15 protein-coding genes are annotated in these 14,741 nt (G+C 68.7%); 11 read left to right on the top strand and 4 right to left on the bottom strand.

Annotated features, from left to right (window positions below; translation table 11 throughout):
• Positions 1 to 147: 147 nt before the first annotated feature.
• From H074_RS27165 to H074_RS27175, 3 genes are all read left to right on the top strand, one after another.
• Positions 148 to 1,413 carry a C39 family peptidase gene (locus H074_RS27165; RefSeq protein ID WP_007033283.1) on the top strand — a complete coding sequence of 422 codons (1,266 nt, stop codon included), beginning with the start codon at positions 148 to 150 and terminating at the stop codon, positions 1,411 to 1,413.
• Positions 1,414 to 1,546: 133 nt separating this feature from the next.
• Positions 1,547 to 2,641 (top strand): S-(hydroxymethyl)mycothiol dehydrogenase, encoded by a 1,095-nt coding sequence (locus H074_RS27170; RefSeq protein ID WP_007033284.1) that lies wholly within the window; start codon positions 1,547 to 1,549, stop codon positions 2,639 to 2,641.
• The gene (locus tag H074_RS27175) at positions 2,635 to 3,282 is read left to right on the top strand and encodes a gamma-glutamylcyclotransferase family protein (protein WP_007033285.1); all 648 of its coding nucleotides are present in this window, start codon (positions 2,635 to 2,637) and stop codon (positions 3,280 to 3,282) included. The genes H074_RS27170 and H074_RS27175 overlap by 7 nt, the downstream gene beginning before the upstream one ends.
• Here H074_RS27175 and H074_RS27180 read toward each other — a convergent pair.
• On the bottom strand, positions 3,260 to 4,879 hold the full coding sequence (locus H074_RS27180; RefSeq protein ID WP_007033286.1) for an FAD-binding oxidoreductase: 1,620 nt from the start codon (positions 4,877 to 4,879) through the stop codon (positions 3,260 to 3,262). The two genes, H074_RS27175 and H074_RS27180, sit on opposite strands and share 23 nt — an antisense overlap.
• A gap of 97 nt (positions 4,880 to 4,976) precedes the next feature.
• Between H074_RS27180 and H074_RS27185 the strand changes: the two genes are divergently transcribed.
• The 8 genes from H074_RS27185 to H074_RS27220 all read left to right on the top strand — a co-directional run bounded on the left by H074_RS27185 (position 4,977) and on the right by H074_RS27220 (position 10,755).
• Positions 4,977 to 5,540 carry a TetR/AcrR family transcriptional regulator gene (locus H074_RS27185; RefSeq protein ID WP_007033287.1) on the top strand — a complete coding sequence of 188 codons (564 nt, stop codon included), beginning with the start codon at positions 4,977 to 4,979 and terminating at the stop codon, positions 5,538 to 5,540.
• Positions 5,537 to 7,075, top strand: coding sequence for a glycerol-3-phosphate dehydrogenase/oxidase (locus H074_RS27190; protein WP_007033288.1), 1,539 nt, complete (start codon positions 5,537 to 5,539; stop codon positions 7,073 to 7,075). The genes H074_RS27185 and H074_RS27190 overlap by 4 nt, the downstream gene beginning before the upstream one ends.
• 79 nt (positions 7,076 to 7,154) lie before the next feature.
• Entirely contained in the window at positions 7,155 to 7,424 is a 270-nt protein-coding gene (locus H074_RS27195) for a helix-turn-helix transcriptional regulator (protein WP_005155992.1), read from the top strand.
• The gene (locus H074_RS27200) at positions 7,421 to 7,966 is read left to right on the top strand and encodes a hypothetical protein (RefSeq protein WP_007033289.1); all 546 of its coding nucleotides are present in this window, start codon (positions 7,421 to 7,423) and stop codon (positions 7,964 to 7,966) included. The genes H074_RS27195 and H074_RS27200 overlap by 4 nt, the downstream gene beginning before the upstream one ends.
• Positions 7,963 to 8,418, top strand: a complete 456-nt coding sequence (locus H074_RS27205) for a hypothetical protein (protein ID WP_007033290.1) — start codon at positions 7,963 to 7,965, stop codon at positions 8,416 to 8,418. The genes H074_RS27200 and H074_RS27205 overlap by 4 nt, the downstream gene beginning before the upstream one ends.
• Positions 8,415 to 8,645 carry a hypothetical protein gene (locus H074_RS27210; protein WP_007033291.1) on the top strand — a complete coding sequence of 77 codons (231 nt, stop codon included), beginning with the start codon at positions 8,415 to 8,417 and terminating at the stop codon, positions 8,643 to 8,645. The genes H074_RS27205 and H074_RS27210 overlap by 4 nt, the downstream gene beginning before the upstream one ends.
• Positions 8,642 to 9,568 carry an ABC transporter ATP-binding protein gene (locus H074_RS27215; RefSeq protein ID WP_007033292.1) on the top strand — a complete coding sequence of 309 codons (927 nt, stop codon included), beginning with the start codon at positions 8,642 to 8,644 and terminating at the stop codon, positions 9,566 to 9,568. Before H074_RS27210 ends, H074_RS27215 begins: the two co-directional genes overlap by 4 nt.
• On the top strand, positions 9,565 to 10,755 hold the full coding sequence (locus H074_RS27220) for an ABC transporter permease (protein ID WP_007033293.1): 1,191 nt from the start codon (positions 9,565 to 9,567) through the stop codon (positions 10,753 to 10,755). Before H074_RS27215 ends, H074_RS27220 begins: the two co-directional genes overlap by 4 nt.
• A gap of 53 nt (positions 10,756 to 10,808) precedes the next feature.
• On the opposite strand, the gene H074_RS27225 is transcribed toward H074_RS27220, so the two are convergent.
• From H074_RS27225 to H074_RS27235, 3 genes are all read right to left on the bottom strand, one after another.
• Positions 10,809 to 12,158: a cryptochrome/photolyase family protein gene (locus tag H074_RS27225; protein WP_007033294.1), complete on the bottom strand. Its 1,350-nt coding sequence runs from the start codon at positions 12,156 to 12,158 to the stop codon at positions 10,809 to 10,811.
• A 110-nt stretch (positions 12,159 to 12,268) separates the two neighbouring features.
• A complete protein-coding gene (locus H074_RS27230; RefSeq protein WP_007033295.1) occupies positions 12,269 to 13,585 on the bottom strand; it encodes a citrate synthase in 1,317 nt (438 codons plus the stop codon).
• Positions 13,586 to 13,777: 192 nt separating this feature from the next.
• Positions 13,778 to 14,719 (bottom strand): carbohydrate kinase family protein, encoded by a 942-nt coding sequence (locus H074_RS27235; protein WP_007033296.1) that lies wholly within the window; start codon positions 14,717 to 14,719, stop codon positions 13,778 to 13,780.
• Between the last annotated feature and the right edge of the window lie 22 nt (positions 14,720 to 14,741).

Below are 14,741 nucleotides of genomic sequence, written 5' to 3' on the forward strand. Positions count from 1 at the left end.
CGACCTCCACAGGCAACCACCCCCAATTTTCACCCCAGCAGGGGCGTCCGCAAGGACATCAAAGACTCACGAGGCAACTGTTTACATACCTCGCGCAACCGGCGAAAATCCTTTCCCTACTGGGTGGACTCGAAGGATGGAGCCGGGATGCGCATACGAGGGCTGGTCACGCTGCTGACGATCGCGACGATGACCGCGGTGACCGCACAGACGGCGGAGGCGGGTCCCGGCCGTCCGGACGACGAGTCGATCGACTACCACGAATGGTCCGGTCACCACGGTTTCCGCGACGGCAGGCTCGAAGGGCTCGGCCTCGACCACGGCGCGCTGCGCATCGACCGCCCGATCGGCACGGTCGAGCACACCGAACCCACGCTCGGCACCACGAAGACCTACGAATACGGCCAATGGACGTCGAGGAGTCACACGCAGGGCTTCGACGCCTCCCAACTGGTCGCCTCGTGGAACGCGAAGACGCCGGCCAAGACCTGGATCAAGGTCGAGGCGAAGGGCCGCACCGCGTCGGGCGCCGAGACCTCCTGGTACGTCATGGGCCGGTGGGCCGGCGGGGACGCCGACATCAAACGCACCAGCGTCGACGGCCAGAGCGACGCCAACGCCGCGGTCGACGTCGACACGCTGGTCATGAAGGCGGGCGTCGCGCTCCGCTCGTACCAGCTACGGGTCAGCCTGTACCGCGAGGCCGGTTCCCGCGCCACGCCGTCGGTGACGTCGGTCGGCGCGATGACGTCGCTGGTCCCGGACCGCTTCGAGGTACGGTCGACGAAACCGGGCCGCGCCACCGGGATCGAACTCAAGGTACCCGCCTACGCGCAGAACCTCCACAAAGGACAGTTCCCGGAGTACGGCGGTGGCGGCGAGAACTGGTGCAGCCCCACGTCCACCGAAATGGTCGCCGAGTACTGGGGCAAACGGCCCAAGCCCGAGGACATGACCTGGATCCCGGAGGGTTACGTCGATCCGACCGTCGCGTACGCCGCCCGCTACACGTTCGACTACGCCTACGACGGAACAGGCAACTGGCCGTTCAACACCGCGTACGCCGCTTCACTCGGACTGCGTGGGCACATCACCCGTTTGCACTCCTTGAACGAACTCGAGAACTACATCGCGCGCGGCATCCCGGTGATCACGTCGCAGTCGTTCAAGGCCGAGGAACTCGACGGCGCGGGCTACGGCACCGCAGGGCACATCATGGTCGTCGTCGGCTTCACGAAGGACGGTGACGTCATCGCGAACGACCCGGCCGCGAGCAGCAACGACCGTGTCCGAAACGTCTACAAACGACACCAGTTCGAGACGATCTGGCAGCGCACCAAGCGGTACAACACGACCGGTGGCGTTTCCAGTGGCCCGGGCGGGGTCGCCTACATCATCACGCCCGGGCACTGAATCGGTTCTGCGCGCGCGGCGCGTCCGTTGAGGGCGGCGGCGCGGGCATGGATGGGCGATCCGCACCCGAGCGGATGTCGCGATCCGGGCCACCCCCGTGGCAAGCTCGGAGTTCGTCGACTCGGAGGTGGGCATGCCATACGAGGTCCAGGGCGTCGTTTCCCGCGCCAAGGGTGAACCGGTCTCGCTGGAGTCCGTGACGGTGCCCGATCCCGGGCCCGGCGAGGCCGTCGTCTCGGTCAAGGCGTGCGGCGTCTGCCATACCGACCTGCATTACCGCGAAGGCGGGATCAACGACGAGTTCCCTTTCCTGCTCGGCCACGAGGCCGCGGGTTTCGTGGAGGCCGTCGGCGATGGCGTCACGGACCTCGAACCGGGTGACTACGTGATCCTGAACTGGCGCGCGGTCTGCGGCACCTGCCGTGCCTGCCGCCGGGGCAGGCCCTGGTACTGCTTCTCCACGTTCAACGCCGCCCGGCCGATGACACTGGCCGACGGCACCGCCCTGTCACCGGCGCTCGGGGTCGGCGCCTTCGTCGAGAAGACGCTCGTCCACAGTGGACAGTGCACGAAGGTCGACCCCGCCGCCGAACCGGCCGTCGCCGGACTGCTCGGCTGCGGGGTGATGGCCGGTCTCGGCGCGGCGCTGAACACCGGCGCGGTGAGCCGCGGCGATTCCGTCGCGGTCATCGGCTGCGGCGGTGTCGGTGACGCCGCGATCGCCGGAGCGAATCTGGCGGGGGCGAAGACCATCGTCGCCGTCGACACCGACGACCGGAAACTCGCCTGGGCCAAGGACTTCGGTGCCACGCACACGCTGAACAGCAAGGGGCTGAGCGAAGACCAGGTCGTCGAGGCGATCCAGGAATTCACCGATTCGTTCGGCGCGGACGTCGTGATCGACGCGGTCGGCAGGCCCGAAACCTGGCGGCAGGCGTTCTACGGCCGCGATCTGGCGGGCACGGTCGTGCTCGTCGGCGTCCCCACCCCGGACATGCGCCTCGACCTGCCGCTGATCGACTTCTTCTCGCGCGGCGGCTCGCTCAAGTCGTCGTGGTACGGCGATTGCCTGCCCTCACGCGACTTCCCGATGCTGATCGACCTCTATCTCCAGGGCAGGCTCCCGCTCGACAAGTTCGTCACCGAGCGGATCGCCCTCGACGGTGTCGAGCAGGCCTTCGGGCGCATGCACCACGGGGACGTCCTCCGCAGCGTGGTGACGTGGTGAAGCTCTTCACCGACGCCGATTTCCCGGCCCATCCGTATCCGGGCGCGCGGCCGGGGCATTCGTTCGTCCACTTCGACGGCGCCGGGCACAGCCTCGACACCGCGCCGGAGGGCTGGCGCGAACGCCAGGCCGTGCTCGCGTACGGCTCGAACGCGTGCCCGTCCAAGATCACCTGGTTGCGGGAGAACATGGGCTTGGCGGGGCCGGTCGTCGTCTGTCACGCGCGCTGCACCGACCTCGCCGCGGTCTGGGCGTCCGGCCTGCGGTTCCGGGACGGGCAGCGGCCCGCGACGCTGGCCGCCGCCCCGGGCGTCGTCGAGGAACACGCCGTCTGGTTCGCGACCCCCGATCAGCTGGCCGTGCTCGACAAATGCGAAGGCAACGGCATGCGCTACAACCTGGTGCGGCTGACCGCCCCGGCCATCACCCTCGACGACGGCACTGTGCTCGACGACGTGGTGGCGTACGTCGGCGCCGCGGACATCCGCCTGCCGATCCTGGTGGACGGCAGGCATATCCGCGTCGCCGACCTCGAACAGCGCCGGGCCGCGGCGCTGGAAGGGATTCCCGCCGAAACGCACGGTCTGGACTGCACGCTGGTCGAGGCCGGGACGCTCGTCAAAGAAGCTTCCCGGGATTGAGGATCCCGGCCGGGTCGACGGTCTTCTTCGCCGCCCGCAACACTTCGACGCCGATCTCGCCGATCTCCGCCGGCAGGTGGCGCGCGTGGTCGACACCGACGGCGTGGTGATGCGAAATGGTGCCGATCCCGGTGATCGCCTCCGACGCCGCCGCCTTCGCCCGCTGCCACTGACCGATCGGGTCGGCCTCGTCGCGCGCGGTGAGCACGGTGAAGTACAGCGACGCGCCCGTTTCGTAGGCGTGCGAGACGTGGCACATGATGATGGCGTTGCCGAGCGTCGCGGTGAGCGCGGCGCGAACGGCGTCGCGCAGGTCGCTCAGTTCCGTCCAGTAGGCGGCGGTTTCCAGGGTTTCGACGCAGACACCGTTGTCTATCAAGGCGTCCCGCTGCCGAGGACCGGAAAACCGGCCACGGCGCCAGGATTCACCGAGCGCGGCTCCGATCCGGACGGCGCCGAACCGCTCCAGCACGCGGACGGTCTCCTGGCGGCGCCGGGCGACCTCGCGCTTCGAGGCGCCTTCCCAGCCGACGATCAGCAGGCAAGGAGCGTGGACCCCCCGCGCCTTGAGGTACCGGCGGAGCACCTTGGTCTTCCAGCCGTCGTTGAGCGCGAGCGAAACCTCACTTTCGTCCACATCGGACAATCGCGTGACGTCCGCGAGCACGTGCCGTTGGGCCAGTTCGCGGACCGCGTCGGTGCCCTTCTCCCAGCCGTCGAGGACGAAGCCTTCGTAGCGGCGCACTTCCGGCACCGGGCGGACACGGAGGGCGACCTCGGTGATCACGCCGAGCGCGCCTTCGCTGCCGATGGCGAGATGCCGCAGGTCGGGTCCCGCCGCCGACGCCGGTGCGATGCCTAGTTTCCATTCGCCGCGCGGGGTCGCGAGCCGGACGCCCGAGACCATGTCCTCGAACCGGCCGTAGCCCGAAGAGGCCTGCCCGGCGGACCGGGTCGCGGCGAATCCGCCGATGGTGGCACGCTCATAGGACTGGGGCACGTGCCCCAGGGTGAAGCCGTGTGCGGCGAGCAGCCGATCGGCCTCCGGGCCGGTGACCCCCGCCTGCAGGACCGCGATCCTGGACACGGGGTCGACGGAGACCAGTTCACCGAGCCGGGTGAGGTCGAGCGCGATCACAGCGCTCTTGTCCCCGCGCAGCGCCGCGACTCCGCCGACCACGGACGTCCCGCCGCCGAACGGGACGACGCCGACGTCGTGCCGTGCACAGATTTCCAGTACCGACTGGACTTCGGCGGGATTCTCCGGCAGGACGACGGCGTCCGGCACCGGGAAGTCACCGAACCCCCGCCGCCGCACCAGGTCCAGATAGGACAGACCACCGGCCCGCGCGAGCCGTTCCCCCGGCGCCATCAGAACGTGCTCGGCGCCGACGAGTTCCTCGAGGTCTCGCTTGGACTGTTCGCCCAGCACCGGTTCGGGAACGGACAGCGCCGAATCGGGCGCGAAGGGCGCCGCGGAGCCCAGCGGACCGATACGCTGGACGAGCCATCGGAGGGCCTTCGCCGGAAGGTGGGCCGCGTCACCGGCTTCGGGCGTCCACGATCGTCTTAACCGGTGGTCAATAAGCTCCGTCACGACTACAGTGTTACATATGGACGTAAAACGTCACTCACCTGCGGAAACAGGCGTTTCGGCACTGGCGGACACCCGCTCCCGCCACGCCTCGACACGCGTGTCCGACGACGTTCTGCTCGACGCCGCCAAGAAGTGCGTGCTCGCCGTCGGCGTGAGGCGGACCACCCTCGCCGAGATCGCGCGGACCGCGAAGGTCAGCCGGATGACCGTCTACCGCCGCTTCCCGGACGTGCGCAGCGTGCTCGCGACCCTCATGACCCGTGAGTTCGGCGGACTGCTGCAGGGCGCCGCCGAACCGGACGCCGAGCCGGCCAACTTCCGCGAGAAGCTCGTACGGAGTTCGTCGGCCGCCGTCGCCGCGCTGTCCGGCGACCCGTTGTTCCGCACCTTGCTGGACCTCGACCCCGAACTGGTCCTGCCCTACATCGTCGAGCGGCTCGGGAAGACCCAGCGCTTCGCCGAAGGCGTGATCCTGCACCTGCTGAAGTCGGGCCACGAGGACGGCTCGATCCGCAAGGGCGACCTGCCTTCGCAGGCGCGCACCCTGCTGCTGCTCATCCAGTCCTTCGTGTTCTCCTACCGCCCCGCCACCGCGGACGTGAACGAGAAGGAGCTGATGGTGGAGTTCGCCCACGTGCTCGACGCGGCGCTGCGACCGTGACGCCGGGCTCGCTCAACGCTCTCCGGCGCGACCGGGAACTCACGGCGCTGGCCGGCGGCGAGCGGGTCGATCTGGTGGTGGTCGGCGGCGGTGTCACCGGCGCGGGGATCGCGCTGGACGCGGCCGCGCGCGGGCTCTCGGTGGCGCTGATCGAGGCGTACGACCTGGCGTACGGGACGTCGCGCTGGTCCAGCAAGCTGGTCCACGGCGGGCTCCGGTACCTGGCCAAGGGAGATCTGGCGCTGGCGCACGAAAGCGCCGTCGAACGCGGGATACTGATGACCCGCACCGCCCCGCATCTCACCAGGGCGCTCCCGCAGCTGTTCCCCATGTACCGCGAGACCTCCCGTGGCCAGCAGGCGTTCATCATGACCGGCCTCGTCGCCGGTGACGGCCTCCGCCGCGCGGCCGGGACCCCGGCGTCGGTGCTGCCCCGGCCGAGGTCGATCCCCGCCGCGGAGGCGCTGGCACTCGCGCCCGGCCTGTCCCCTCAAGGCCTGCGCGGCGCGCTGCTGGCCTACGACGGCGCGCTGACCGACGACGCGCGGCTCGTGGTGAACCTGGCACGCACGGCGGCGTCACGCGGCGCGAAGATCCTGACGAGGGTCGAGGCGCTCCGGCTCGACGCGGAATCGGTGCTGGCCCGGGACAGGCTCACCGGGCAGGAAATCGAGATCCGCACCCGTCAGGTGATCAACGCGACGGGCGTCTGGGCGGGAGAACTGGCGGAGTCGGTGCGGCTGCGGCCTTCTCGCGGCTCACACCTCATCCTGGCTTCGGGAGCGGCACGGATCGGCGCGACGTCGGTCAACGTTCCCGTTCCCGGCGAGAACAACCGGTTCGTCTTCCTGCTGCCGCAACCCGACGGCCGGGTGTTCGTCGGTGTCACGGACGAGCCGACCGAAGGCCCCGTCCCGCGTGTGCCGTCCGTGCCCGAGTCCGATGTGGACTTCCTGCTCGAAGTGGCGTCGACGGCGTTCACCCGCCCGCTGACGCGTGCCGACGTCGCGGGCTCGTTCGCCGGGCTGCGGCCACTGGTCGAAGGCGGCGGGCGCAGCGCGGATCTCTCGCGCAAGCACGCGGTGGTGACCGGCGCCGACGGCGTGCTCACCGTCGTCGGCGGCAAGCTGACGACGTACCGGAGGATGGCCGAGGACGCCGTCGACGCCGCGTTGAAACGGTCGGGGCTGCTCGCCGGGCCTTCGACCACGTCCAGGCTTCCCTTGCTCGGCGCGACACCGCGAAGTCGCTTGTCCATTGTGGACGCTCCTGCCCGGCTGGTCGCGAAGTACGGCACCGAAGCGCCGCGGGTCGCGGCACTCGGCGAAGTCGACCCGGAACTGGGCCGGCCCCTGCACGGCGGGACCGAGATCAGCGCTGCCGAGGTCGTCTGGGCCGTGCGACACGAGGGCGCCCTCGACGTCGAGGACGTCCTGGAGCGCCGCACCCGGCTCGGCCTGGTCACTCCCGACGCCGAGGCCGCCCGCGCCCGCGTCCAGGAGCTTGTCGACAAGTCGCTCGCCGGCCTCGCCTGACGCCGCATTTGGTCCTCTAAATGCGGTGAAGCGCGCCCTCAACTTGACGAGTCGTTGGGTTTTTGCAACAGTATGTTCCATGAGCCCGGTCAGACGCGGCAAAGAGCTGCCGATCTACAACCGGCTTCCCGTGCTCCGGGCGGAGCGTGGACTGAGCAGGGCCGCCCTCGCGACGGCCGTCGAGGTCAATCCGCAGACCATCGGCGCGCTCGAACGGGGGGACCACTACCCGAGCCTGGACCTGGCGTTCCGCATCTGCGCGGTGTTCGACCTCCCGGTCGAAGCCGTGTTCAGCCGCGAACCGTTCACGCCACTGTCCACTCAGGTCTACCGGGAGGGGGGAACATGAGCGAAGAGCGAGGCCGTCTCGCGACGTACTGGGAACGCCAGCAGGAACGCTGGGACGAACTGGAACGCAAACGCGCCCTCCGGCTTCCGTCCTGGCGCACGAAGAAACGGCGGCGGACGTTGAGCGTGTTCGTGATGGCGGGCGACCTGGTCCTGATCACCGGTGCCGCCCTGTTCCACACGGCGCCCGCGGTGGCCTTCTTCGTGTGCTGGTTCGGCGGCAGCATCGTCGCGGGCGGCGCGCACTACCTGTTGCGGATCCTGACCGGCAAGATGAGCAACGGCTTCTCCATGCGGCTCGACGAACGCGAACGGGAATGGCGCCATCGCGCCACGTTCATCAGCTATCAGGTCCTGGTCGCGCTGATGCTGGTCGCGGTGTTCTACGGCCTGATCGTCTCGGGTACCGAGGACGGCGGCGCGCGGGGCGCGATGATGGGCTGCGCCCTGCTGGTCACCGGCACCACGTTGTCCGGTGTCATCCTGGGCTGGTCGCTGCCGGACGACGATCCGGAAGACTTCGAGGAAGTGAACCCGGCATGACAGTCACCCGGACCCGCTCGGACCGGCGGCGGCTCGCCGTCGCGGCCGTGATCGGTCACCTGGTCGTGATCGCCGGGGCCGCTCTGCTCCGCGAACCCACGCTGTGGTTCGCCATCGGCCTGATGGGGCCTGGGCTGTGTCTCTGCGTCGGCACCGCGGCGGTGCTGCGCAAGGCCGTCGGCAGACCCGGTTCCGCGGCGAAGGACCTCGACGAGCGCGAACTGCTGCTGCGCAACCGCGCGCACTACGCGGCGTTCCAAGGGATCTGCGTGCTGATGCTGGTGGATCTCGTGTACGGGCTCTACGCGGCCGGGCAACCGGATTCCGGTTCTCTGCTTTCCTCGATGACAGCGGCGTTGTTCGTCTTCGGGACGTCGCTTCCGGCTCTTTGGCTCGCGTGGCGGCTGCCGGACGACGATCCAGAAGACTTCGAGGGGGTGGCTCCGGCATGACCGGGGACAAGAAGCGTTACAAGGTGTCCGTCGGCGTGGTCGCCGTCGCGTTGGTGGCAGGTGGGGTGTTCGCCGGCGCGACCAGGGCCGTATTGGTGTACCGGGCCACTTCGGTGGTGAGCAACGTGAAGCTGGACGGGGTGATCCAGCGGAACCGCACGATTTCCGGCGTCCACCGGGGGATCACGGCGCTGGTGCGGTATTTCGAAGAGGGGAAGTGGAAATGAGCGAGGGGAAACTGGAGATCGACCGGATCTCCAAGCGCTACGGCGCGAAGATCGCGCTGGACGGGGTGAGCTTCGAGGTCCAGCCCGGTGAGCTGTTCGGATTCGTCGGCAGTAACGGCGCGGGCAAGACCACCACGATGCGGATCGTGCTCGGGGTGCTGGCGGCCGACTCCGGCGAGGTGCGCTTCGACGGCGCCCCGATCACCCACGAGACCCGCACCCGCATCGGGTACATGCCGGAGGAACGCGGGCTGTACCCGAAGATGAAGGTGCTGGAGCAGCTGGTCTACCTCGCCGAACTGCACGGGATGTCGGCCAACGACGCCCACCGCGGTGCGGAGAACTGGATCGCCCGGCTCGGGCTGACCGAACGGCGCAAGGACGAGGTCCAGAAGCTGAGCCTCGGCAACCAGCAGCGTGTGCAGCTCGCCGCCGCGCTGGTGCACGATCCGAAGGTGCTGGTGCTGGACGAGCCGTTCTCCGGTCTCGACCCGCTGGCCGTGGACGTGATGAGCGGTGTGCTGCGCGAGAAGGCAGCGACCGGCGCGCCGGTGGTGTTCTCCAGTCACCAGCTGGATCTGGTCGAGCGGCTGTGCGACCGGGTCGGCATCATCCGAAGTGGACGGATGGTCGCCTCCGGCACCGTCGGGGAGCTGACCGCCGGCGCGGGCAACGGTCTCGTCGTCACCGCGCCCGGCTCCTCACCCGGCTGGGCTTCGGCCGTTCCCGGTGTCCGGACGGTCGAGCAGAACGGCCCGACGACGATCCTCGAACTCGAGGCGGGAGCCGACGACCAGGCCGTGCTCGCCGCGGCGCTGGCCACCGGCCCGGTCACCGAATTCACCAAACGCAGGCGTTCGCTGACCGAGCTGTTCCGCGACGCCGTCGCCGAGAAGCCCGCGGCACAGGGAGTTTCCGCATGAACACCGTTTCCCCATGGCGCGCGGTCTGGCTCATCGCCAAACGCGAGCTGAACACCCGGCTGCGCACCAGGTCCTTCGTGATCGGCACCGCCGTGCTGCTGGTCATGCTGATGGGTTACGTCCTGTTGCAGTCCACGCTGATCGGCAACGAGGACAAGAGCAAGGTCGGGCTCACCGGTCAGACCGCGGGGATCGCGCAGCAGCTTCAGAAGGCGGGCGCGGCGATCGGCGAGAAGATCGAGACCGTCACCGTCGCCGATCCGGCGCAGGGCCGGTCGCAGGTCGAGAACGGCGACCTCGACGCACTGCTGTCCGGCAACGCCACCGAGCTGAAGGTGCTCGTCAAGTCCGAATTGGACACCAAGCTGCGTTCCCTGCTGAACGGCGTGTCCCAGCAGGAAGTGCTGAACGGCATCCTCTCCGAGGCCCAGCAGTCTCCCGAGCAGGTGATGCGCACGGTCGAGCAGACCCAGGTCGAGGTCGACTCGATCAAGCCGCCGGATCCGGAGAAGGCCCAGCGGATGGTGATCGGGCTGATCGTGGCCGTGCTGCTGTACATGAGCATCGTGACCTACGGGACGCTGGTCGCGCAGGGCGTGGTCGAGGAGAAGTCCAGCCGGGTCGTCGAGATCCTGCTGTCCACCGTCCGGCCGTGGCATCTGTTGCTGGGCAAGGTGATCGGGCTCGGCCTGGTCGGCCTGACGCAGCTGGTGATCATCGGTGGCGCCGGGTTCATCGTCGCTTCGGCGACCAACGTGCTGACGCTGTCCGGGGTCGCGACGGGCGCGCTGCTGTGGGGTGTGGTCTGGTACCTGCTCGGGTTCCTGCTGTACGCCACCGTCTACGGCGCCATGGGCTCGCTGGTCTCCCGGCAGGAGGACACCCAGTCCGTGATCGGCCCGGTCAACATCGTGCTGATCCTCGGCTTCATCGTCGGGTTCAACCTGCTGGCGCAGGCACCGGAGGGCACGGGCACGAAGGTTCTTTCCCTGGTGCCGCTGCTCTCCCCGGTGCTGATGCCGGCGCGGATCGCGGCCGGGACCGTCGAGGCGTGGGAGATCGCGGCGTCGCTGGGCCTGACCGTGGGCGCCATCGCCCTGTTCACCTGGCTGGGCGCGCGGATCTACCAGAACAGCGTCCTGCGGGTCGGCAGCCGGATCAAGCTGTCCGAGGCCCTCAAGGGCTGACCAGTGGTCCGTGAAGGCCTCCTTGAGGGACCCTGGGTCCCTCAAGGAGGCCTTCACGTACCTTTGATGGCGCCGTAGCGCTCCAGGGCGACCTGACGTTCGTGTGCGTGGTCGACCATGGGCACGGGATAGTCCTTGACGTCCTTCGGTTTGTGCACGGCTTTCCCTTGCACGGGACGGAGTTCGGGGACGTAGCAGCGAACGTACTCCCCGGCGGGGTCGAACTTCTCCCCCTGTGTGGTCGGGTTGAAGATCCGGAAGTACGGCGCTGCGTCGGTGCCGCTGCCCGCGACCCACTGCCAGTTCAGCTGGTTCGAAGCGAGATCGCCGTCGACCAGATGCTTCATGAAGTGCCGCGCGCCGAGCCACCACGGCAGATGCAGATCCTTGACCAGGAAACTCGCCACGATCATCCGGACGCGGTTGTGCATCCAGCCCTCGGCGAGCAACTGCCGCATCCCCGCGTCGACGATCGGGAACCCGGTGCGTCCCTCACACCACCGCTGGAAAGCCTCGTCGTCGCTCTCGTGTTCCATCGCGTCGAAGCGGGAATCGTAGTTCTTGCGCGCGGTTTCCGGGCGGTGCCACAGGACGTCGGCGTGGAACTCGCGCCAGGCGAACTCGCCGCGCAACGACTTCGCGCCGGAACCCTCGTTCCCGGTGAGGTCTGCCAGCAGGGTGCGCGGGTGGACACAGCCCCAGCGCAGATACGGCGAAAGCCTTGTCGTACCAGGACGATCGGGACGGTCACGATCCTCGTCGTAGGTTTCGAGACCGTCGTCCAGGAACTCGTGCCAGCGTTCCAGCGCCGCTTTCTCGCCGGGCTCCGGCAGCTCCATCCCCTTGAGTGACGGGGATTTCGGAAGCTTGACCGATCGCGGTGGCTCCACCCAGTCCACTATGGACTTCCCGGTGTCCGCGGGGCGCGGCCAGCCGTGGCGCACCCACGCGCGGTAGAACGGGGTGAACACGCGATAGGGGTCGCCGTCCGGTTTGGTGATCCGGCCGGGGGTGATCGCGTACGAGGAACCCGTCTCGACCCAGGCGATGTCGTGCTCGGCCAACGCCTTCTTGACCTCGTCGTCGCGGCGGCGCCCGTACGGCCCGGTGTCCGAGCTGACGTGCACGGTCGCCGCACCGATCTCGCGGGCGGCCTTGACGACCTCCTCGACCGGGTCGCCCTTGACGAGCATCAGCCGTCCGCCGAGCTGGTCGTCCAGCGCCTTCAGGCAGCCGTGCAGGAACGCGACGCGCGGGGCGCCGGAGGGTTTGAGGAGCGCGTCGTCGAGGACGTACAGCGCGAGGACGTGCTTGCTGTGCTTCGAGGCCTCCAGGAGGGCGGCGTGGTCGCCGAGACGGAGATCGCGACGGAACCACAGGACTACGGGGGCTTCTCTGGTCACCCGGGAAACCCTAAGGCCGCTCCCCCGACGCCGCACGCCCGGATGCGATGAACGGACCGTTCCTTGCGAAATTCGCGAGGAACGGTCCGTTCATGGCGCTTGTGGGAGGGTCAGCGCTCCGAGATCGGGGCGTAGTCCCGCGACGCGTAGCCGGTGTAGATCTGCCGCGGGCGGCCGATCTTGGTGGCCGGGTCCTGGATCATCTCGCGCCAGTGCGCGATCCAGCCCGGCAGACGGCCGAGCGCGAACAGCACGGTGAAGTACTTCGTCGGGAAGCCGAGCGCCCGGTAGATCAGACCGGTGTAGAAGTCGACGTTCGGGTACAGCTTCCGCTCGATGAAGTAGTCGTCCGAGAGCGCGGTCTCTTCCAGCTTCTTCGCGATGTCGAGCAGCTGGTCGCCGCCCTTGAGCTTGGAGAGGATCTCGTCCGCGGTGTTCTTGATGATCTTCGCGCGCGGGTCGTAGTTCTTGTAGACCCGGTGCCCGAAGCCCATCAGGCGGACACCCTTTTCCTTGTTCTTCACGCGGGTGACGAAGTTCGCCACGTCGCCGCCCTCGGCCTGGATGCCCTCGAGCATGTCCAGCACCGCGCTGTTGGCGCCACCGTGCAGCGGCCCGAAGAGCGCGTTGATGCCGGCCGAGATCGAGGCGAACAGGTTCGCCTCGGAGGAGCCGACGAGGCGCACGGTCGAAGTCGAGCAGTTCTGCTCGTGGTCGGCGTGCAGGATGAACAGCAGGTCGAGCGCCTTGGCGACGTCCGGGTCGACCTCGTAGGGCTCGGCCGGGAAGCCGAAGGTCATCCGCAGGAAGTTCTCGACAAGGCCGAGCGAGTTGTCCGGGTACAGCAGCGGCTGGCCGACGGACTTCTTGTACGCGTACGCGGCCAGGGTCGGGACCTTGGCCAGCAGGCGGATGGTGGACAGCTCCACGTTCGGTTCGTCGAACGGGTTGAGCGAGTCCTGGTAGAAGGTCGACAGCGCGGATACGGCGCTGGAGAGCACCGGCATCGGGTGCGCGTCGCGCGGGAAGCCGCTGAAGAAGGCCTTGAGGTCCTCGTGCAGCAGCGTGTGACGCTGGATCTTCTCGGTGAACTCGGACAGCTGCGTCTGGGTGGGCAGCTCGCCGTAGATGAGCAGGTACGAGACCTCGATGAAGGTCGACTTCTCGGCCAGCTGCTCGATCGGGTACCCGCGATAGCGCAGGATGCCCGCGTCACCGTCGATGTAGGTGATGGCCGAGGACGCGGCGCCGGTGTTCACGAACCCCGGGTCGTGGGTGATGTACCCGGTCGTCGCCAGCAGCTTCCCCAGCTCGATCCCAGGCGCACCCTCGACCGGGTGGATCACCTTGAACTCGTGCTCGCCATTGGGCAGGCGCAGCGTCGCGGTCTCGCCGGACTGCCCCGCAGCCGTCGTCGCGTCGGACATGTAAGTCCCTCTCACGTTCAGCACGGGCCGGCGGCGCCTGTAGGTTCCACAGGTACGCCCTCTTTCACGCGCGCGACCCACGGCCTCGCTGCACACCGCCCCGCTGGGGTATGAATTCCCCTCCACGCTAGTCGAGAATGGGGTCAACGCGCAGCGGGTGAGTTGCTCACAACAGCCCCTTTGGGACCAGGTTCACACGGCGGACGCCATATCCCCGGCCGTCGGCGGTTCCGCTCCGCTCCGTGAGACGGTGATCGACGCCGCTTTCGCCGCGAATTCGAGCGCCGTACGCCAGCCATCGGCGTCGAGAGTGGACAAGTCACGCACCCCGTTCGAGTACAGCCACGCCAGCAGGGCGCCTTGCACGGTGTCACCGGCGCCGATCGTGTCGACGACGTCGACCCGGCGTGACGGGACCTGCGCGATTTCGCCCGCTCGTGTGATGACGGACAACCCCTGCGCGCCGCGGGTGAGCACGACGGCATCGACTCCGCAAGAGGTCCAGACCTTTGCCGCGTCGACCGGGTCGGCGCCCTCGGCGAGCCATTCCGTGTCGTCGTCGGAGATCTTGAGCAGGCGGATGTGCGGCAGCCAGGACTCGAACCGCGCCCGGTACGCCGCCGGGTCGGCGATCAGGGCCGCCCGGATGTTCGGGTCGAGGACGGTCAAAACGCCGCGGGCGGATTCACGGCGCAGCACGGTTTCGTACGTGCTCGCGCCCGGCTCCAGGACCATGCCGAGGGTGCCGAGCGAGAGCGCCGTCACATCGTCGGGCAGCGGGCCGGGGTCGGCGACGAGCCTGTCCGCGGTGCCCTCGGTGTAGAAGGTGTACCGCGCGGAACCCTTTTCGTCGAGCGCGACCACGGCGAGCGTCGTCGGCTCGTTTCCCCGCTGCAGCAAGGCGGTGTCGACGCCGGAGGCGTGCAGCCGGTCCACCAGCGCGACACCGAAGCGGTCGTTCGAGACACGCGAAAGGAAGCCCGTCGGGACGCCGAGCCGCCCGGCGGCGAGCGCGACGTTGTAGGGACCACCACCCATCCGGGGCAGCAGCGCGCGCAACCCACCGTCCACAGTGGAATCCAACGGTTCACCAGGAACGAGGTCGACCAGCGCCTCTCCACCCACCACGATCACGGGCGCGATGCTAGCCGAGGCG

It is taken from the genome of Amycolatopsis decaplanina DSM 44594 (genome assembly GCF_000342005.1).
In the GTDB taxonomy this organism is placed as follows: domain Bacteria; phylum Actinomycetota; class Actinomycetes; order Mycobacteriales; family Pseudonocardiaceae; genus Amycolatopsis; species Amycolatopsis decaplanina.